General features: G+C 60.9%; 13 protein-coding genes and 1 pseudogene. 7 read left to right on the forward strand and 7 right to left on the reverse strand.

Annotated elements, in window-relative coordinates; translation table 11 throughout:
* Positions 1-131: 131 nt before the first annotated feature.
* From lpxI (ABI_RS26485) to lpxB, 3 genes and pseudogenes are all read left to right on the forward strand, one after another.
* A pseudogene (gene lpxI, locus ABI_RS26485) lies at positions 132-674 on the forward strand (UDP-2,3-diacylglucosamine diphosphatase LpxI domain-containing protein); the annotation flags it as partial.
* Between the two features lie 140 nt (positions 675-814).
* Positions 815-970, forward strand: coding sequence for a UDP-2,3-diacylglucosamine diphosphatase LpxI domain-containing protein (gene lpxI / locus ABI_RS26490; RefSeq protein WP_280959746.1), 156 nt, complete (start codon positions 815-817; stop codon positions 968-970).
* A 13-nt stretch (positions 971-983) separates the two neighbouring features.
* Positions 984-2,126 carry a lipid-A-disaccharide synthase gene (lpxB, locus tag ABI_RS17185; RefSeq protein ID WP_006274322.1) on the forward strand — a complete coding sequence of 381 codons (1,143 nt, stop codon included), beginning with the start codon at positions 984-986 and terminating at the stop codon, positions 2,124-2,126.
* A 42-nt stretch (positions 2,127-2,168) separates the two neighbouring features.
* On the opposite strand, the gene gltA is transcribed toward lpxB, so the two are convergent.
* Positions 2,169-3,458: a citrate synthase gene (gene gltA / locus ABI_RS17190; RefSeq protein ID WP_006274323.1), complete on the reverse strand. Its 1,290-nt coding sequence runs from the start codon at positions 3,456-3,458 to the stop codon at positions 2,169-2,171.
* Positions 3,459-3,849: 391 nt separating this feature from the next.
* Here gltA and ABI_RS17195 point away from each other — a divergent pair, with 391 nt between their 5' ends.
* Positions 3,850-6,015 carry a ComEC/Rec2 family competence protein gene (locus ABI_RS17195; RefSeq protein ID WP_157138976.1) on the forward strand — a complete coding sequence of 722 codons (2,166 nt, stop codon included), beginning with the start codon at positions 3,850-3,852 and terminating at the stop codon, positions 6,013-6,015.
* Here ABI_RS17195 and lexA read toward each other — a convergent pair.
* From lexA to ABI_RS17215, 4 genes are all read right to left on the reverse strand, one after another.
* Positions 6,012-6,713: a transcriptional repressor LexA gene (gene lexA, locus ABI_RS17200; RefSeq protein WP_006274325.1), complete on the reverse strand. Its 702-nt coding sequence runs from the start codon at positions 6,711-6,713 to the stop codon at positions 6,012-6,014. The genes ABI_RS17195 and lexA overlap by 4 nt on opposite strands.
* 87 nt (positions 6,714-6,800) lie before the next feature.
* On the reverse strand, positions 6,801-7,595 hold the full coding sequence (gene trpC, locus ABI_RS17205) for an indole-3-glycerol phosphate synthase TrpC (RefSeq protein ID WP_006274326.1): 795 nt from the start codon (positions 7,593-7,595) through the stop codon (positions 6,801-6,803).
* 63 nt (positions 7,596-7,658) lie between these two features.
* The gene (trpD, locus tag ABI_RS17210) at positions 7,659-8,672 is read right to left on the reverse strand and encodes an anthranilate phosphoribosyltransferase (RefSeq protein ID WP_006274327.1); all 1,014 of its coding nucleotides are present in this window, start codon (positions 8,670-8,672) and stop codon (positions 7,659-7,661) included.
* Positions 8,665-9,258, reverse strand: coding sequence for an anthranilate synthase component II (locus ABI_RS17215; protein WP_006274329.1), 594 nt, complete (start codon positions 9,256-9,258; stop codon positions 8,665-8,667). Before ABI_RS17215 ends, trpD begins: the two co-directional genes overlap by 8 nt.
* Positions 9,259-9,390: 132 nt before the next feature.
* Between ABI_RS17215 and ABI_RS17220 the strand changes: the two genes are divergently transcribed.
* Positions 9,391-9,633, forward strand: coding sequence for a hypothetical protein (locus tag ABI_RS17220; protein ID WP_006274330.1), 243 nt, complete (start codon positions 9,391-9,393; stop codon positions 9,631-9,633).
* Positions 9,634-9,676: 43 nt separating this feature from the next.
* Here the strand turns inward: ABI_RS17220 and trpE are convergent, their stop codons facing one another.
* Together trpE and ABI_RS17230 are read right to left on the reverse strand one after the other, a co-directional pair.
* Positions 9,677-11,179: an anthranilate synthase component I gene (gene trpE / locus ABI_RS17225; protein WP_040309558.1), complete on the reverse strand. Its 1,503-nt coding sequence runs from the start codon at positions 11,177-11,179 to the stop codon at positions 9,677-9,679.
* Between the two features lie 11 nt (positions 11,180-11,190).
* A complete protein-coding gene (locus ABI_RS17230; protein WP_006274333.1) occupies positions 11,191-13,128 on the reverse strand; it encodes a peptidylprolyl isomerase in 1,938 nt (645 codons plus the stop codon).
* Positions 13,129-13,360: 232 nt separating this feature from the next.
* Between ABI_RS17230 and tpiA the strand changes: the two genes are divergently transcribed.
* Both tpiA and secG read left to right on the forward strand, forming a co-directional pair.
* Positions 13,361-14,098: a triose-phosphate isomerase gene (tpiA, locus tag ABI_RS17235; RefSeq protein WP_006274334.1), complete on the forward strand. Its 738-nt coding sequence runs from the start codon at positions 13,361-13,363 to the stop codon at positions 14,096-14,098.
* Between the two features lie 138 nt (positions 14,099-14,236).
* The coding region (gene secG / locus ABI_RS17240) for a preprotein translocase subunit SecG (protein ID WP_040309686.1) at positions 14,237-14,716 on the forward strand (480 nt) is incomplete at its 3' end.

Raw genomic sequence — 14,716 nt, forward strand, 5'->3', positions numbered from 1 at the left:
CTCTCCTTTTCTTTGTCTTGACCCGGCCCAACGGGCCAGGGATCAAGACAAAGACGTAGAAGGCTTCGTGGGGCCCCAGAATCTCTCTTTGGCCCCACACCCCATAACTAACGGTGCCGGACAAACCGACCATGTCAAATTCCCCGCAAAAACTCGCCCTCATCTCCGGCGGCGGCGCGCTCCCCGTCGAAGTCGCCCAATACGTCGCCAGGACTCAACGGCCTTATATCGTCGTCCGCATCGAGGGCCTGTCCGACCCAGCCCTGAACGACCATCCCGGCCACACCCTCGGCCTGGGGGACTTTGCAAAGCTGTTCGAGATTCTGGCGACCGAGCAGTGCAAGGCTGTGACCATGTGCGGCTATGTTCAGCGCCCCGACTTCGACGACATGAAAAAAGAACACGGCGCCCAGCACCTGAACAGCATCCAGTCGGCCGGACGCGGTGGCGACGACTCACTGCTGCGGCAGGTTGCGAAGGTCATAGCCTCCCAGGGCTACCACATCGAAGGCGCCCACGAAGCCAATCCCGAACTCCTATTGGGTCGCGGTCTGCAAGCCGGGCCGGACCCGTCGCCCGAAGCCATGGAAGACGCCCAGGAAGCCATGCGCATCGCCGCCGCCATCGGGGCGCTCGATATCGGGCAGGCCGTGGTCGTCGCTGGGCGCATCACCCTGGCCGTCGAAGCTCAGGAAGGCACCCAGAATATGCTCCGTCGGGTAGGCGCTCTTCCCCCTCACTCCGCGGTTCGATTGCCCATCGCAAGGGGGTTCTCGCCAAACTGGCCAAGCCCATCCAGGACCTGCGTCTCGACATGCCGACCATCGGTGTCTCGACCATCGAGGACGCGGCTGCGTCAGGCCTTAGCGGGATCGTTGCCCGTGCCGGTCACCTGCTTGTGGTCGATAAGACCGCCACCCACGCCCGCGCCGCCGAACTGGGCGTCTTCCTCTACGGCCACCATGACTAACCCCCTCAAGATCATGCTGATTGCCGCTGAAGCCTCCGGCGATATGCTGGGCGCCGGGCTGATGGTCGAGCTACGCAAACAGGCGCCTGAGACGAATTTCGCCTTTGTCGGCGTCGGCGGCGCCCGCATGGCCGAGCAGGGCGTCCAGAGCCCCTTCGATATCGCGCAACTGTCCATCCTGGGCATGCTGGAAGGCCTCAAAGCCCTGCCGAGGGTCAATGCGAGGGTCCGTGACACCGCCGCCCTGGCGGCCGCAGAAAAGCCCGACGCGGTCGTCCTGATTGATTCCTGGGGCTTCACCTTGCGCGCCGCCCACGCCATTCGAAAAATCATGCCCAGGGTGCCGCTGATCAAATATGTCGGTCCCCAGGTCTGGGCGACCCGTCCCGGTCGCGCCAAAACCCTGGCCAAGGCCGTCGACCTTCTGTTGGCCCTGCATCCCATGGACGCCCCCTATTTCGAGCGTGAAGGCCTCAAAACCATCGTGGTCGGCAACCCCGCGCTGAACGTCGATTTTTCGAAAGCCGACCCGGCCGCCTTCCGCCGCAAGATCGGCATTGAACCCGATGACTCTCTGCTGATGGTGCTGCCGGGCTCGCGGCCGGGCGAGATCAAAAGGTTGCTACCGACATTCGTCGAAACCCTGCTGGCCCTCAGCAAATCCCGTCCAGCACTCACCCTGGTCATGCCGGTGGCCGAAACCGTCCGCAACCTCGTCGTACCGGCGGTCAAGGATCTTCCGTTGCGGCTGCACCTCATCGAGAACGAAGACGATAAATACTCGGCCATGCGGGCGTCGACACTGGCGCTGGCGTGTTCGGGCACGGTTTCGACCGAGTTGGCCCTGGCTGGCTGCCCGATGATCATCGCCTACAAGGTCGAGCCCCTGACCTGGTGGATTTTCAAGACCATCGCCACGATCAAGTATGTGACTCTGTTCAACATTGCGGCCGGCAGGGAGATCGCACCGGAATTCATCCAACCGGCCTGTACGCCGGAAAACCTGCTCAAGGCGATAAACCAACGCCTGGACGACAAAGCCTTGCGCGACCGGCAGGTCGAAGACCAGTTTCAGGCTCTGGACCGGATGGGCCGCGGCCAGCGCCCGCCCGCGGAAAAAGCGGCGCGGGCGGTCCTCGACTTCCTAACTCTATAAAAAAATGCCCGGAACCAGCGGTCCCGGGCATTTTCACCAATCTCAGCCGCGCGAGGAAATCGGCACGTAATCGCGCTGCGTCGCGCCGGTATAGAGCTGGCGCGGGCGGCCGATCTTCTGCGAAGGATCCTCGATCATTTCCTTCCACTGGGCGATCCAGCCGACGGTACGCGCCAGGGCGAACAGCACGGTGAACATGGTCGTCGGGAAGCCCATGGCCGACAGGGTAATGCCGGAATAGAAGTCGACATTCGGATACAGCTTGCGCGAAATGAAGAAGTCGTCGTTCAGCGCCACCTGTTCCAGTTCCTTGGCGACTTGGAACAACGGGTCGTTCGAATCGCCCACGGCCGCCAGGACCTCATCGGCCGACTGCTTCATGACGGTCGCACGCGGGTCGTAGTTCTTGTAGACGCGGTGACCAAAGCCCATCAGGCGGTACTTACGGTCCTTCACGCCGGCGACGAATTCCTTGACGCGCTCGGGCGTTCCGATTTCCTTCAGCATGTTCAGCGCCTCTTCGTTGGCGCCGCCATGGCTGGGGCCCCACAGGCAGGCAATGCCGGCGGCGATACAGGCGAAAGGATTGGCGCCCGACGAACCGGCCAGGCGGACGGTCGAGGTCGAGGCGTTCTGCTCGTGGTCGGCATGAAGGATGAAGATGCGGTCCATGGCCTTGGCCACGACGGGATTGACGACATACTCTTCGGCCGGAACGGCGAAGCACATACGCAGGAAGTTCTCGGTATAGCTCAGCTTGTTCAGCGGATGCACGAAGGGCTGGCCGACGCTGTATTTGAAGGCGCGCGCCGCGATCGTCGGCATCTTGGCGATCAGGCGGTGGGCCGAGATTTCGCGTTGGCGCAGATCATGGATGTCCAGGCTGTCGTGATAGAAGGCCGACAGGGCGCCGACCGCGCCAGTCATGACGGCCATCGGGTGGGCGTCGCGGCGGAAGCCCGAAAAGAAGCGGTCGAACTGCTCATGCAGCATGGTGTGACGCGTGATCGTCGTCTCGAATTTTTCGTATTCGGCAGCCTGGGGCAATTCACCGTGCAGCAGCAGATAGCACACTTCAAGGAAGCTGGATTTTTCGGCAAGCTGACCGATCGGGTAGCCTCGGTGCAGCAATACACCTGCATCACCGTCGATAAAGGTAATCTTGCTCTCGCACGAGGCCGTCGAGGTAAAACCCGGGTCGTAGGTGAAGGCATCGGTCTCCGCGTACAGCTTGCGGATATCCAGTACGTCCGGCCCAAGTGTGCCTTTCGAAACGGGGAGGGTGATCGTCTTGTCGCCAAGTGTCAGTTGAGCAGGAGAAGTCTGGGTCATGTACGCTTGCCCCTAAAATTTTGTGTTTGTGCGGCGCAATGAGATTTGCGCTGCGCCTGCTATATAAACTGTAATCCTAAATGAAAAGAGGCTCGTTAAGGATTGTCGGGCGTGTGTTCCCGCAAGCGGTACGAAAACCCATCGAAATGATCGTCAACGGAGGAATTGTTTCAAGGACGATCCGCGGACCTATCGAGGTCTGTTACGTAACCTATTCATTTGGCGTAACATTTTGTTGGCAGGCTATCGGCGGTTCGGAGAGAGACTACACGCTTTTGTGAAGTGAACTGTTGTTGCGAGCAATCCTCACGCCTGGTTTTTCGTAGGGTACTTGCCGTGCGCGACGTTGCGTGGTCAGGTGTGCCGAGGATATCGGCAATCGGGGGTAGGTTTGCAGCGGCTGTCGTGGCCTACGGGAGAGCAACTCGGAACTGGGTTTTCCGACATATTGGCGGCCCAGCGAGGGCGTGCCTTTCTGTGGCTTCCTGTTGCCATGGGTTTGGGGGCGGCCGTTTATCTTGAGCTCCGCCATGAGCCTGCCTGGGTTTGGGTCGGCCTGCCCATCGGTCTGGCGATAGGAGCGCTGGCGCTCGCGCGCCGCTTCAGTACATCGCTATATCTCTATAATTTTACACTGCTTTTGGTCTTGTTTGTCGCGGGTGTAGGGATCACCAAGCTCCGCACAGAACAGGTTCGGGCACCCGTCATCAGCGTCGACCGAGGCCAATACAGTGTGCAGGCATTTGTCGTCGACAACGTTTCTCCGTCCGCCGATCAGCCCCGGTTGGTTCTCGCGCCGATTTCTATCCGCGGACTGCCGTCGGATGACACACCCGTCAGGTTGCGCGTTAGTCTCCGACCAGGTTCTATCGAGGGCGCGGGCATTAAGCCTGGCGACGCAATCTCGGTCTTTGTTCTGCTGAATCCGCCGCCGTCCCCCTCCATGCCCGATGGCTATGACTTTGCCCGCAACGCCTGGTTCCAAGGCTTAGGTGGCGTTGGCTTCGTCCCTGGACGGATCGAAAAGATCGAGGCGCCGCCGCAGGGCATGCGTTTGAAACTGATGCTGGCCCTTAACCGAGCCCGATGGGATCTGACGGAAACCCTGGTCGCGCAGATCAAGCCCGGCTTCAAAGAGGGTGAGGCATTGGGTGGCTTCGCCGCGGCTATGGTGACCGGGCACGAAGCCTATGTGCCCGAGCGTTTGATCGAAGACATGCGCGACTCGGGTCTGGCCCATATTCTGTCAATTTCCGGCGTTCACATGGCTGTCGTCGGTGGCTTCATCTTCTTTTTCCTGCGCGGCGCTATGGCCGCCATGCCGCCGCTGGCGCTGCGTATACCGGTCAAGAAGATTGCCGCCGCGATCAGCATTGTCTGCATTCTTGTCTATCTGGCCATTTCCGGTGCGCCGGCGCCAGCTGTTCGCGCCGCCGTCGTCGCATGCGTGGCCTTCGCCGCGATTCTGTTCGATCGCCGGGCCTTGAGCCTGCGGGCCCTGGCGATTGCCGCGCTGATTGTGATTGCTTTGACGCCGGAAGTCGTTATCCAGCCGGGTTTCCAGATGTCGTTCTGCGCTACGGCGGCGCTGCTGGCGCTGGCGGAAACGGTCAAGCCTGACATTCGCGAAATCAGCGTGCCCCTTTGGGTGCGTGCCTTTCAGGCCGCGCTGAACGGCGCCAAACTGTCTCTGGTCGCGTCGTTTGTTGCGACCCTGGCGACCACACCCTTCGCAATCGCCTATTTCAACCGCTTTTCTGTTTACAGTTTGTTGTCCAACCTCTTAGAGGCACCCATTACGGCGTTTGTCGTTATGCCTTGCTTGGCTCTGGGCACGGCTCTCGCCGCGACACCCCTTGGCTGGATATTTCTTCGCATTGCCGGGGGTGGTTTGTGGCTCATCAAGGAGATCGCTGCCTGGACGTCGGACCTGCCGTACGCTGTGGTGACCTTGTCTTCGGCGCCTGGCTTCGTACTGGCGGTCGCTACAATGGGTCTGATTTGGGTTTGTTTGATGCGCGGCAAGGTGCGTTGGGCCGGTCTTGTCGTAGCCTCCTCTATCGTCTGGTGGCCACGGGTTGCACCTCCCGACATCTGGATCGATCCGCAGGGCGGCAATGCGGCCGTCCGCCTGGCAGATGGTGCCTACGTTTTGCGTCCCAAGGTCAGGCAATTTGGTTTCGAGCAATGGACGCAGCACTACGGTTTGAGGACCCTGGACGAGGCGGCAAGGGATCGTGACTATCTCTGCAAAGGCTATGGCTGCGTTCCGCTGCCTTCGAACCCAGTGAAGGTCGGCTTCTGGTTCGGCAACAAACCACCAAACGACAAGCGCCTGGCGGAACTCTGCGCCGCAAGCACCTTAGTGGTGATGCGGAACCCAGTCGGGGATTGGCCGGCCACTTGTTCTACTGTCAACCGGATCAGTGCCGGTGATTTCCGCCGCCTCGGCGCTATGGAATTGACGCGCAACGAAATGGGCTGGGCGATCAAGGCCGCCCAGCCCTTAAGAGGCAATCGCTATTGGTCGTCGCCATCCGAGGGCGACGAGTTTTAGTGGTAACGACGCATCAGACCGACCAGTTTGCCCTGGATACGAACCTGACCGTCATTGTAAATTTGAGTCTTATAGGCCGGATTGGCGGCTTCCAGGGCGATCGAGGCGCCCTTCTTGCGCAGGCGCTTCAGGGTCGCGGTTTCATCGTCCACCAGGGCGACGATAATTTCACCGGATTGGGCGGTGTCGGTCTTCTTGATAACGACAAAGTCGCCATTGAGAATACCGGCATTGATCATCGAGTCGCCATCGATCTCGAGAATGTAGTGTTCTCCCGCGCCCAGCATAGACTCTGGCACACGCAGCCGATCGCGTTCCTGTCCCATGGCTTCGATCGGAACGCCGGCGGCAATCTTGCCAAGCAACGGCAACTCGCGGGTATCGTCATTGACGGCCCTGGGCGCTTCAGCGGCCGGACGGGTGCCTTCGACCACCTGCGGTACAAAGGCCTGGCGGCCGCGAGGCGGCGCTGAAGTCGTGGCCTGGTCAGGCAATTTGATGACTTCGAGGGCACGCGCCCTGTGCGCCAGGCGCCGGATAAAGCCGCGTTCTTCCAGGGCGGTGATCAGACGGTGAATGCCGGATTTCGAGGCGAGATCGAGCGCTTCCTTCATCTCATCAAACGAAGGCGAAACGCCGCCTTCCTTGATGCGCTCATGGATGAACATCAGCAGTTCGCGTTGTTTGGTCGTCAGCATGTCAGAACACCCTGCGGCTCAGTTGTTCCGTCCGTCGGAACAAGTCATGAACTCATGGCCGATGTTCTATATGTGTTCCCGTTAATGTCAAGCTAACGCCAATAGATTTTTGGTCGCTTCCGTCACATCGACTTGCCGCATAAGGCTTTCGCCGACCAGCATGGCGGTCGCGCCGGTGAAAGCCAGCCTTTGCACGTCGAAGGGCGTAAAAATACCGCTTTCGGCCACAAGGACGTGGTCGCTCGGCACCCTTTCGGCCAGCACTTCGGTTGTCTTCAGATCGACACTGAAATCCCTGAGATTACGGTTATTTATCCCAATCAGCTTGGATCGCAGCTTAAGGGCTCTTTCCATCTCGTCGGCATCATGGACTTCCACCAGCGCGTCCATGCCGTAGTGGTGTGCGGCGTCGATCAGGTCTTCCGCCAGGACGTCGTCGACCATGGCCATGATCACCAGAATCGCATCGGCGCCCAGGGCTCGCGATTCGGTCACCTGCCAGGCATCGACCAGAAATTCCTTGCGGATACAGGGGAGGGTGACGGCGGACCGTGCTGCTTGGAAGTGTGATTCGTGCCCCTGGAAGCTGGGATTGTCGGTCAAGATCGACAGACAAGACGCCCCGCCCGCTTGGTAACACTGCGCCAGGAAGGCGGGGTCGAAATCTTCGCGAATCAGTCCTTTGGACGGGCTGGCCTTCTTGACCTCGGCGATCAGTGACAGGCTCTGCGGGCGCTTGCCCTCTATCAGGGCCCGCATGAACCCCCGCGCCGGGCCAACGGCTTCGATCTGCGATTCGAGATCGCCCATGCTTATTGCCGTCCGCCGTTGGGCTACGTCTTCGCGCTTGTAGGTAGCGATCTGTTCCAGGATATCGGCCATGGAAGCTCCTTTACTCTGCCGCAAGCCTACGCGTTCGGTAAGGCGGTGAAAAATCAGTCTTTGTCAGGAATGCGTGATAGCGGCGAGACGGTCCAGGGCCTGGCGCGCCTTACCGCTGTCGATGGTCTCGGCCGCCAAAGCAATTCCATCCTTCAAGGTTTCGACCTTGTCGCCGACCAGGAAGGCAGCCGCCGAGTTCAGCAGGACGATATCGCGATAGGCGCCCTTTTCGCCCTCAAGCATCGCGCGCAGCGCGGCGGCGTTGTGTTCAGGGGCGCCGCCGACGATATCCGCCAGGGCGGCACGCGGCAGGCCGACGGCTTCGGGCGTGACGCGGAACAGACGGACATTGCCGTTATGCCATTCAGCGACTTCGGTTTCGCCAGTCGTTGTCAGTTCATCCAGTCCCGAGCCGTGCACGGACCAGGCCCGCGTGGCACCCAGCGCGCCCAGGGCTTGGGCAATTGGCTCGACAAAGCGCACATGCGGGACACCGACGACCTGCCGTTTCGCACCTGCTGGATTAGAAAGCGGTCCCAAGAGATTGAAAATCGTGCGGAAACCTAATTGCTGGCGGATCGGTGAGACGTGCCGCATGGCGCCATGGTGCGCCTGGGCGAACAGGAAGCAGATCCCGGCTTCGTCCAACGCCTTGCGCTGCTGTTCCAGCGTGGCCTCGATGTTGACCCCAAGCGCCGATAGGACATCGGCCGTGCCGGACTTGGAGGTAATGGCGCGGTTGCCGTGTTTGGCGACCTTCAATCCGCCGCCGGCGGCGACAAAGCCGACCGCGGTCGAGATGTTCAATGTGTGCAGGCCATCGCCGCCCGTGCCGCAAACGTCGACGACATCGTAGGGATGGTCCAGCTTGATGGCGGCATTGCGCATGGCGCGGGCGCAGGCGGCGATTTCCCCGACGGTTTCCCCGCGCAGGCGGATGGCGGTGACAGCCGCGGCAACCTGGGCCGGGGTGGGTTCGCCGCGTAGGCAGGCCGCAAAGAAGGTTTCGGCGTCGTCACCGTCCAGGGTGGCACCGTCCGCCAGTTTGGCCAGCAGAGGCTTGAAGGCGTCAGACATAGAGGTTGTGGCTTTCGATGCCGGACAGTTCCAGGAAGTTGGCCAGAAGCTGGTGGCCGCCTTCGGTGGCGATCGATTCGGGATGGAACTGGACGCCGTAGATCGGCCGGGTCTTGTGCTGGACGCCCATGATTTCGCCGTCGGCCGTCCACGCGGTAATGATGAGGTCCTCGGGCAAGGTTTCCTTCTTGACGGCCAGCGAGTGGTAACGAGTCGCTGTAAAAGGGCTCGGTAAGTCTTTGAAAATACCCATATTGTTGTGATGTATCTGAGATGTCTTGCCATGCATCAGGGTCTTGGCGCGGATGACATCGCCGCCATAGGCCTGGCCTATGGATTGGTGACCCAAGCAGACGCCCAGGACGGGCATGTCTTCCGGCGCGGCGCGCAGCAGAGGCAGGCAAATGCCGGCCTGGTCGGGTGCGCACGGGCCAGGCGAGAGGAGTATCGCCTTTGGCGCCAAAGCCAGAGCATCCTGAACACTGAGGGCATCGTTACGATAAACCTGCGTGTCGGCGCCCAACTCGGCCAGATAGTGGACGAGATTGTAGGTAAAGCTGTCGTAGTTGTCGATGACCAGGATCATGGGGCGCCTCCAGCCTTGTATGTAAGGAAAAGTGCCCGGCTTTAAAAGCCTTAAGATTTTGCTTTTTGGTTAAGATTGATTAACCGATGCGGGGTTAACTGCCGACATACAAAGTCTGTGCGCAGGTGTTTTATGTCCGACCGCGATCATCGCCTTGATCATGCCCTTGAGCTTCTGTCGACCCGGGGGAAGCCGCGTAACGGCCTGCTGGCTATGGCGGCTGTGGCGGGTTTTGCCCTGTCGGGGGCTTTGCTGGCGACGGTGGCTGGGAGCGAGCCGGCTAAACAGGTTGTGGCTCAGGCTGAACCGGTGGTTCAAGTAAAGCAGCAGGCGGATTTTGAGCTGTCCGCCATGACCGCCGTGGTGGAACACTAACCGAAAGACTTAAGACATGCGGGGTCACAAACCCCGCGCCCCATTAGTTCTTTTGGTAGATGTACCGCCAGGCGTCCTGCGCAGCCTTGATCAGCGCACTGGCCTTATGGCACGTTTCTTCATATTCCATCTGCGGCACGCTGTCAGCGACAACGCCGGCGCCGGCTTGGACATAGATCATCTGGTCCTTGAAGATGGCGGTACGAAGCACGATACAGACATCGACGCTGCCGCTGCTGCTGATGTAGCCAACACCGCCACCATAACCGACCCCGCGTTTCACGGCTTCCAGTTCGTCGATGATCTCCATCGCCCGTACCTTCGGTGCACCCGACAGCGTTCCCGCCGGCAAGGCGGCCAGCAAGGCATCCACCGGGTCCAGGTCCGCCGGTGCATCGCCTTCCACGTTCGAAACGATGTGCATAACGTGGCTGTAGCGTTCGATGATGAACTTCTCAGTCACCTTCACCGTGGCCGGTTTGGCCACCCGGCCGACATCGTTGCGCCCCAGGTCCAGCAGCATCAGATGTTCCGACAGTTCCTTCGGATCGGCGAGAAGCTCCGTCTCCAGAGCCTTGTCTTGCTCGGCTGTCTTGCCACGAGGACGCGTTCCGGCGATCGGCCGGATGGTCAGCTTGCCGTCGCGGACACGCACCAGGATTTCCGGCGACGATCCCGCCAACTGGAACTCACCGAAGTTCAGATAGAACAGGTAAGGCGAGGGATTGTGCCGGCGCAGGCTGCGGTAGAAGGCAAACGGATCCAGCCCATAGGACGCCTCGAAACGGTGGCTCAGCACCACCTGGAAAATATCGCCCGCCGCGATATACTCCTTGGACGCCGTCACCATAGCGCCGAAATCGATCGGCGAGGTCGGCGACATCAAGGGTTCCTGGTTGTGGTCACGCGGCGTCGGTTGAGCGGCCAAAGGCACGCGTAGATCCGCCTCGACCGTGTCCAGACGTGCGCATGCAGCGCTATAGGCGTCCTGGGCGCGAGCGGCGTCCGGCCAGACCGGTGAGGCCAGCAAAATCTCGTGCGCGACATTGTCGAAGACGCAGATGACGCTGGGGCGAACCACGACGGCATCCGGCAAGGCCAAGGGATCGGGATTGGCCTGGCCCAAGGGCTCGATCAACCGCACCATGTCGTAGCCGAAGACGCCGAACAAGCCTGAGACCATCGGCGGCAGTCCCTCGGGGATGGCCATTTTGTTGGAAGCCACCAGTCCGCGCAGGCTCTCAAGCGTTGGAGAGGCTTCGACGGTATACAATCCTTTGGTTATGGCGGCCGAACCTTCCGCCAACTCGGCGCGTTCACCGAAGCAGCGCCAGACCATGTCCGGATTCAACGTCAGGATAGAATAGCGACCCGACAGGGCACCGCCTTCGACCGATTCGAACAGGAAACTGTAAGGCCGGTCACGACCCAACTTAAGATAGGCCGATACCGGTGTTTCCAGATCGTCTATCAGCTTCCGCCAGACGATTTGTGGCTGACCAGCATCATAGGCGGCTTCAAACGTACTCTGGGCGACAACCGTCATTCCGATCCCCGTCACGACTTACTTCCGGCCTTGCTCGATGACTCGCTGCCGGCCGCTGCGGGCGGTTCCAGACCCAGGGCACGGTAGGCCGCTTCCGTGTTCGACTTGGCCTTGACGGCCACGCGCGCATTCTTCTGTATCACGGTGCCCATGTCTTGCCCCAGCGCCTGGCTGGCCTGAGCCTTGCTCATCGTCGCCATCGTATTGGCCTGGGTTGCATCGCCCTGGTGGATGGCGTCGAGACGCCCAATGGCGACGGCGGGAACACCCTGGACCGGCATTTCGGCGACGAAGGTCTCACCGGCCTTGGATGAAAACACGCGCGCAGCCACGGCCTGGGGCATCTGCATCTGCTGCGCCGTCTGCAAGGTTATGGCCTTCTGGCTGCGCACCTCGGCCTTGTAGCTGGCGGCAACGGCTGCCAGCGTCTCGCCCTTGGCAAGGCGCGCCATGGCCTTGTCGGCTTCAGCGTTGATGGTTTCCGCTGCCTTTTCACGACGCCACAGAACCGCCAATTCGGCTTGGACCTGGGCAAGGGGGGGCGCACCCGACGGCTGCAGTCCGGTGAGCTTCAAAGCAAAATACTCGCCTTCGCCCAGCGGCAGGACTTCCGATACGCTGCCGACCTGCGGCAGATCGAAAATACCCTTCACGAGGGCGCCATAGGTCGAATAGTTGGTGCCCGACCGGCCCATGCCGTCGGCCGTAATGGGCTCCAGCGGCGCGACGGTGAGGTTCAGGCGCCGGGCCGCGGCGTCGAATTCCTCGCCCTTGGCCAAGGCGTCGGCAAAGGCGTTGGTGGCCTCATTCAACTTCTCGGTGGCCCGTTGGCGGCGCAGCTCTTCGTCCAGTTGAGCGCGGGCGCTTTCAAACGATGGCGCCGAGCCAATCTTGATCTCGCCCATCTTTATGACCGAGATGCCCAGTGTGCCCTGAACGGGAGCAGAAATCTCACCGGTCTGCATCTTGAACGCGGCTTCGGCAATCTTGTCGTCGGCAACCGCCGTCTGCGGACGCAGGCTGTAGGAAATGACTTCGCCCTTGTTAGCCTTGGCGGCCTCTTCAGCGCTGCGGCCGGCCTTCAGCGCGGCGGAAACCTTATTGGCCGCCGCCATATCGGGGGCGCGAACCTGAACGAAGGTGCGCACCTCCGGCGTTGCCAGGGAAGCGCGGCGGCTTTCGTACAACTGGCGCAGGTCTTCGTCGCTGACACTGACCGACTTGGCGTAGTTCACGACCGAGAAGGTAATGACCGACGCGGCGCGCGATTCCGGCAGCGTGAAGCGCTGGAGATTAGCTTTGTAGAAGGTCTCGATGTCGGCTTGCGTCGGTTCGCCCGGCATGGTGACGTTCTGAGGTGACAGGAAGAACATGCTGGCGTCGCGAGATTGCAGACCGAAGGCGGCGTCGGTGGCGGCGAAGACACGCGGAGCTTCGAGACCGGCCTGGGCGCTGCTGATGTATTGTTGCTCGGCGATCTGTTCGCGCAGGTCCGCTTCGAACATCTTGTCGGTCATATCGCGGCTGGCCAGTTGTTGGCGATAGGTATCCATATCGAAGCGGCCGGTTACGCTGTTGAAGAACAGCGGGATCTTGGCGACCTCGGCCAGGATCAGCTTGCTGGACGGCCGTACACCCAAGCGGTCGAGCCAGGCGATGGTCGCTTTGCGGTCCGTCAGTTGCGCCAGAAGTCGCCCTGGAATATTTTCTGCGATCAGCTGTTCGTTGGTAATCGTCTGACCCTGCGTCTCGTAATACCGCTTCATGCTGTCGACATTGGCCTTGAACTCGGCGGCCGTGACCTTGACGTTACCGGCGACGATAACGTCGGTGCTGTTGCTTCCACTAAAGTAGCTGGCGCCGCCCACACCGATGAAGGACGCGGCGATGAGGATCATCAGCCCTTTGAAAATCCAAGTCTTGGTAAAATCGCGCAGAATGCTGATCATGAACGGTATTCCAACCTAAGAAACGCCGAGAATGGCGCTGAAATGTGCCTCCTCTTACGGCACAAATATGGCTGTTACAAAGGGAATTTATTTGTTCCACGGGATTCCGCGCCTTTTTCGTTGGCTTGGCGACACCTGTCGGTCTATGGTTTTTGCAAGTGCGCAATCGATTACCCCACAATGACGGGGAGGGGCGGCGCGCCTGCCACAAAAACAGCCAGCACAGAACGTAATGCCACAACGCCATCTGATCGCGGCCAACTGGAAGATGAACGGTCTCAAGGCCGCACTTCCGGTCGCCGAAGCTATTGCCGATATTGCGCGCAACCACACATCCGAGGTTGTCATTTTTCCACCCGCCACGCTCCTCGCGCCAATGCAAAAGGTTCTGGAAGGTTCGCCCGTCAAGTTGGGTGGCCAGGACTGCCACTATATGGACGGCGGTGCCTATACAGGTGACATTTCCGCCGCACAGCTCAAGGATGCTGGGGCGTCCATGGTCATACTAGGCCACTCGGAACGCCGTCACGGTCATCTCGAGCCGTGTGAACTGGTGGCCCGCAAGGTCAGAACGGCGCTGCGTGCCGGCCTGACGCCGATCATCTGCATCGGGGAGACCCTGGACCAGCGCAAGGCGGGCAAGACCGTCGACATCCTTACCAAGCAGCTCAAGGATAGTCTGCCCGACGAACTGGAGGGTCAGGAATTTCACGTGTCTTACGAACCGGTGTGGGCTATCGGCACCGGCATGATCGCCTCCGATGCGCAGATCTGTGAAGCGATCGCATTGGTGAGAACCTGGTTGGACAACCGCTTTCCGGCGGCCACACCGAAACTCCTGTACGGCGGGTCGGTGAAGCCGTCCAATGCGGCGCACGTCCTGAAACTGTCGGGGGTCGGTGGCGCCCTGGTTGGCGGCGCCTCCCTGACCGTGGATGAGTTTGCACCGATCATTGCCGCGGGAGATTAAGCTGGATGTTGTCTATCCGGACTTGTAATTCTGCCGGCAAGTCATATTTCTGACGCAACAGCTGCATTGCCCTATGGCCAACCGGCCGCGACAATGCTAATCCCCCGGCGACTTTCCTTCACGGTTCAAACACCTGACATGTTATTCGGCATCCTGCTTACCATCCAAATCCTCGTCTGCCTGGCCCTGGGCGGTCTGGTCCTGATCCAGCGTTCGGAAGGCGGCGCCCTCGGCATGGGCGGCGGTCCCGCCGGTCTGGTGTCGGCGCGCGGCGCCGGTAACCTGCTGACCAAGGCGACGTCCGTCCTGGGCATCCTGTTTTTCGCTCTGGCCATCGCCATGACGATCGTCGGCAATATCGAGAGCCGCCGTGAACGCGCGTCGGCTCTGGAAAGCCTGGACACGTCCGGGCTGACGGTGCAAACGCCGGCGCAACAGACGCAGCAACCGGCTCCGGCCGCGGCTTCACAAGCGACCTCGTCGGCGCCGTCCCTGGCTGACCTGCCGCTGGGCGCTGTGACCTCGTCGGCCGCTCCCGCAGCCCAGGCGCCAGCTTCTCAGGCCCCGGCTTCTCAGGCACCAGCGTCTCAGGCACCCGCTGCGAAGGCGCCGGCGCCG

The organism is Asticcacaulis biprosthecium C19 (genome assembly GCF_000204015.1).
GTDB lineage: Bacteria > Pseudomonadota > Alphaproteobacteria > Caulobacterales > Caulobacteraceae > Asticcacaulis > Asticcacaulis biprosthecius.

What these genes read in the sequence shown, in the direction of transcription:
- lexA (WP_006274325.1), bottom strand. Translation starts at nt 6,713, where the DNA reads ATGCTGACGACCAAACAACGCGAACTGCTGATGTTCATCCATGAGCGC.
- ABI_RS17220 (WP_006274330.1), top strand. Translation starts at nt 9,391, where the DNA reads ATGTCCGACCGCGATCATCGCCTTGATCATGCCCTTGAGCTTCTGTCG.
- lpxI (WP_280959746.1), top strand. Translation starts at nt 815, where the DNA reads ATGCCGACCATCGGTGTCTCGACCATCGAGGACGCGGCTGCGTCAGGC.
- tpiA (WP_006274334.1), top strand. Translation starts at nt 13,361, where the DNA reads ATGCCACAACGCCATCTGATCGCGGCCAACTGGAAGATGAACGGTCTC.
- trpC (WP_006274326.1), bottom strand. Translation starts at nt 7,595, where the DNA reads ATGGCCGATATCCTGGAACAGATCGCTACCTACAAGCGCGAAGACGTA.
- trpE (WP_040309558.1), bottom strand. Translation starts at nt 11,179, where the DNA reads ATGACGGTTGTCGCCCAGAGTACGTTTGAAGCCGCCTATGATGCTGGT.
- ABI_RS17230 (WP_006274333.1), bottom strand. Translation starts at nt 13,128, where the DNA reads ATGATCAGCATTCTGCGCGATTTTACCAAGACTTGGATTTTCAAAGGG.
- ABI_RS17215 (WP_006274329.1), bottom strand. Translation starts at nt 9,258, where the DNA reads ATGATCCTGGTCATCGACAACTACGACAGCTTTACCTACAATCTCGTC.
- trpD (WP_006274327.1), bottom strand. Translation starts at nt 8,672, where the DNA reads ATGTCTGACGCCTTCAAGCCTCTGCTGGCCAAACTGGCGGACGGTGCC.
- gltA (WP_006274323.1), bottom strand. Translation starts at nt 3,458, where the DNA reads ATGACCCAGACTTCTCCTGCTCAACTGACACTTGGCGACAAGACGATC.
- lpxB (WP_006274322.1), top strand. Translation starts at nt 984, where the DNA reads ATGCTGATTGCCGCTGAAGCCTCCGGCGATATGCTGGGCGCCGGGCTG.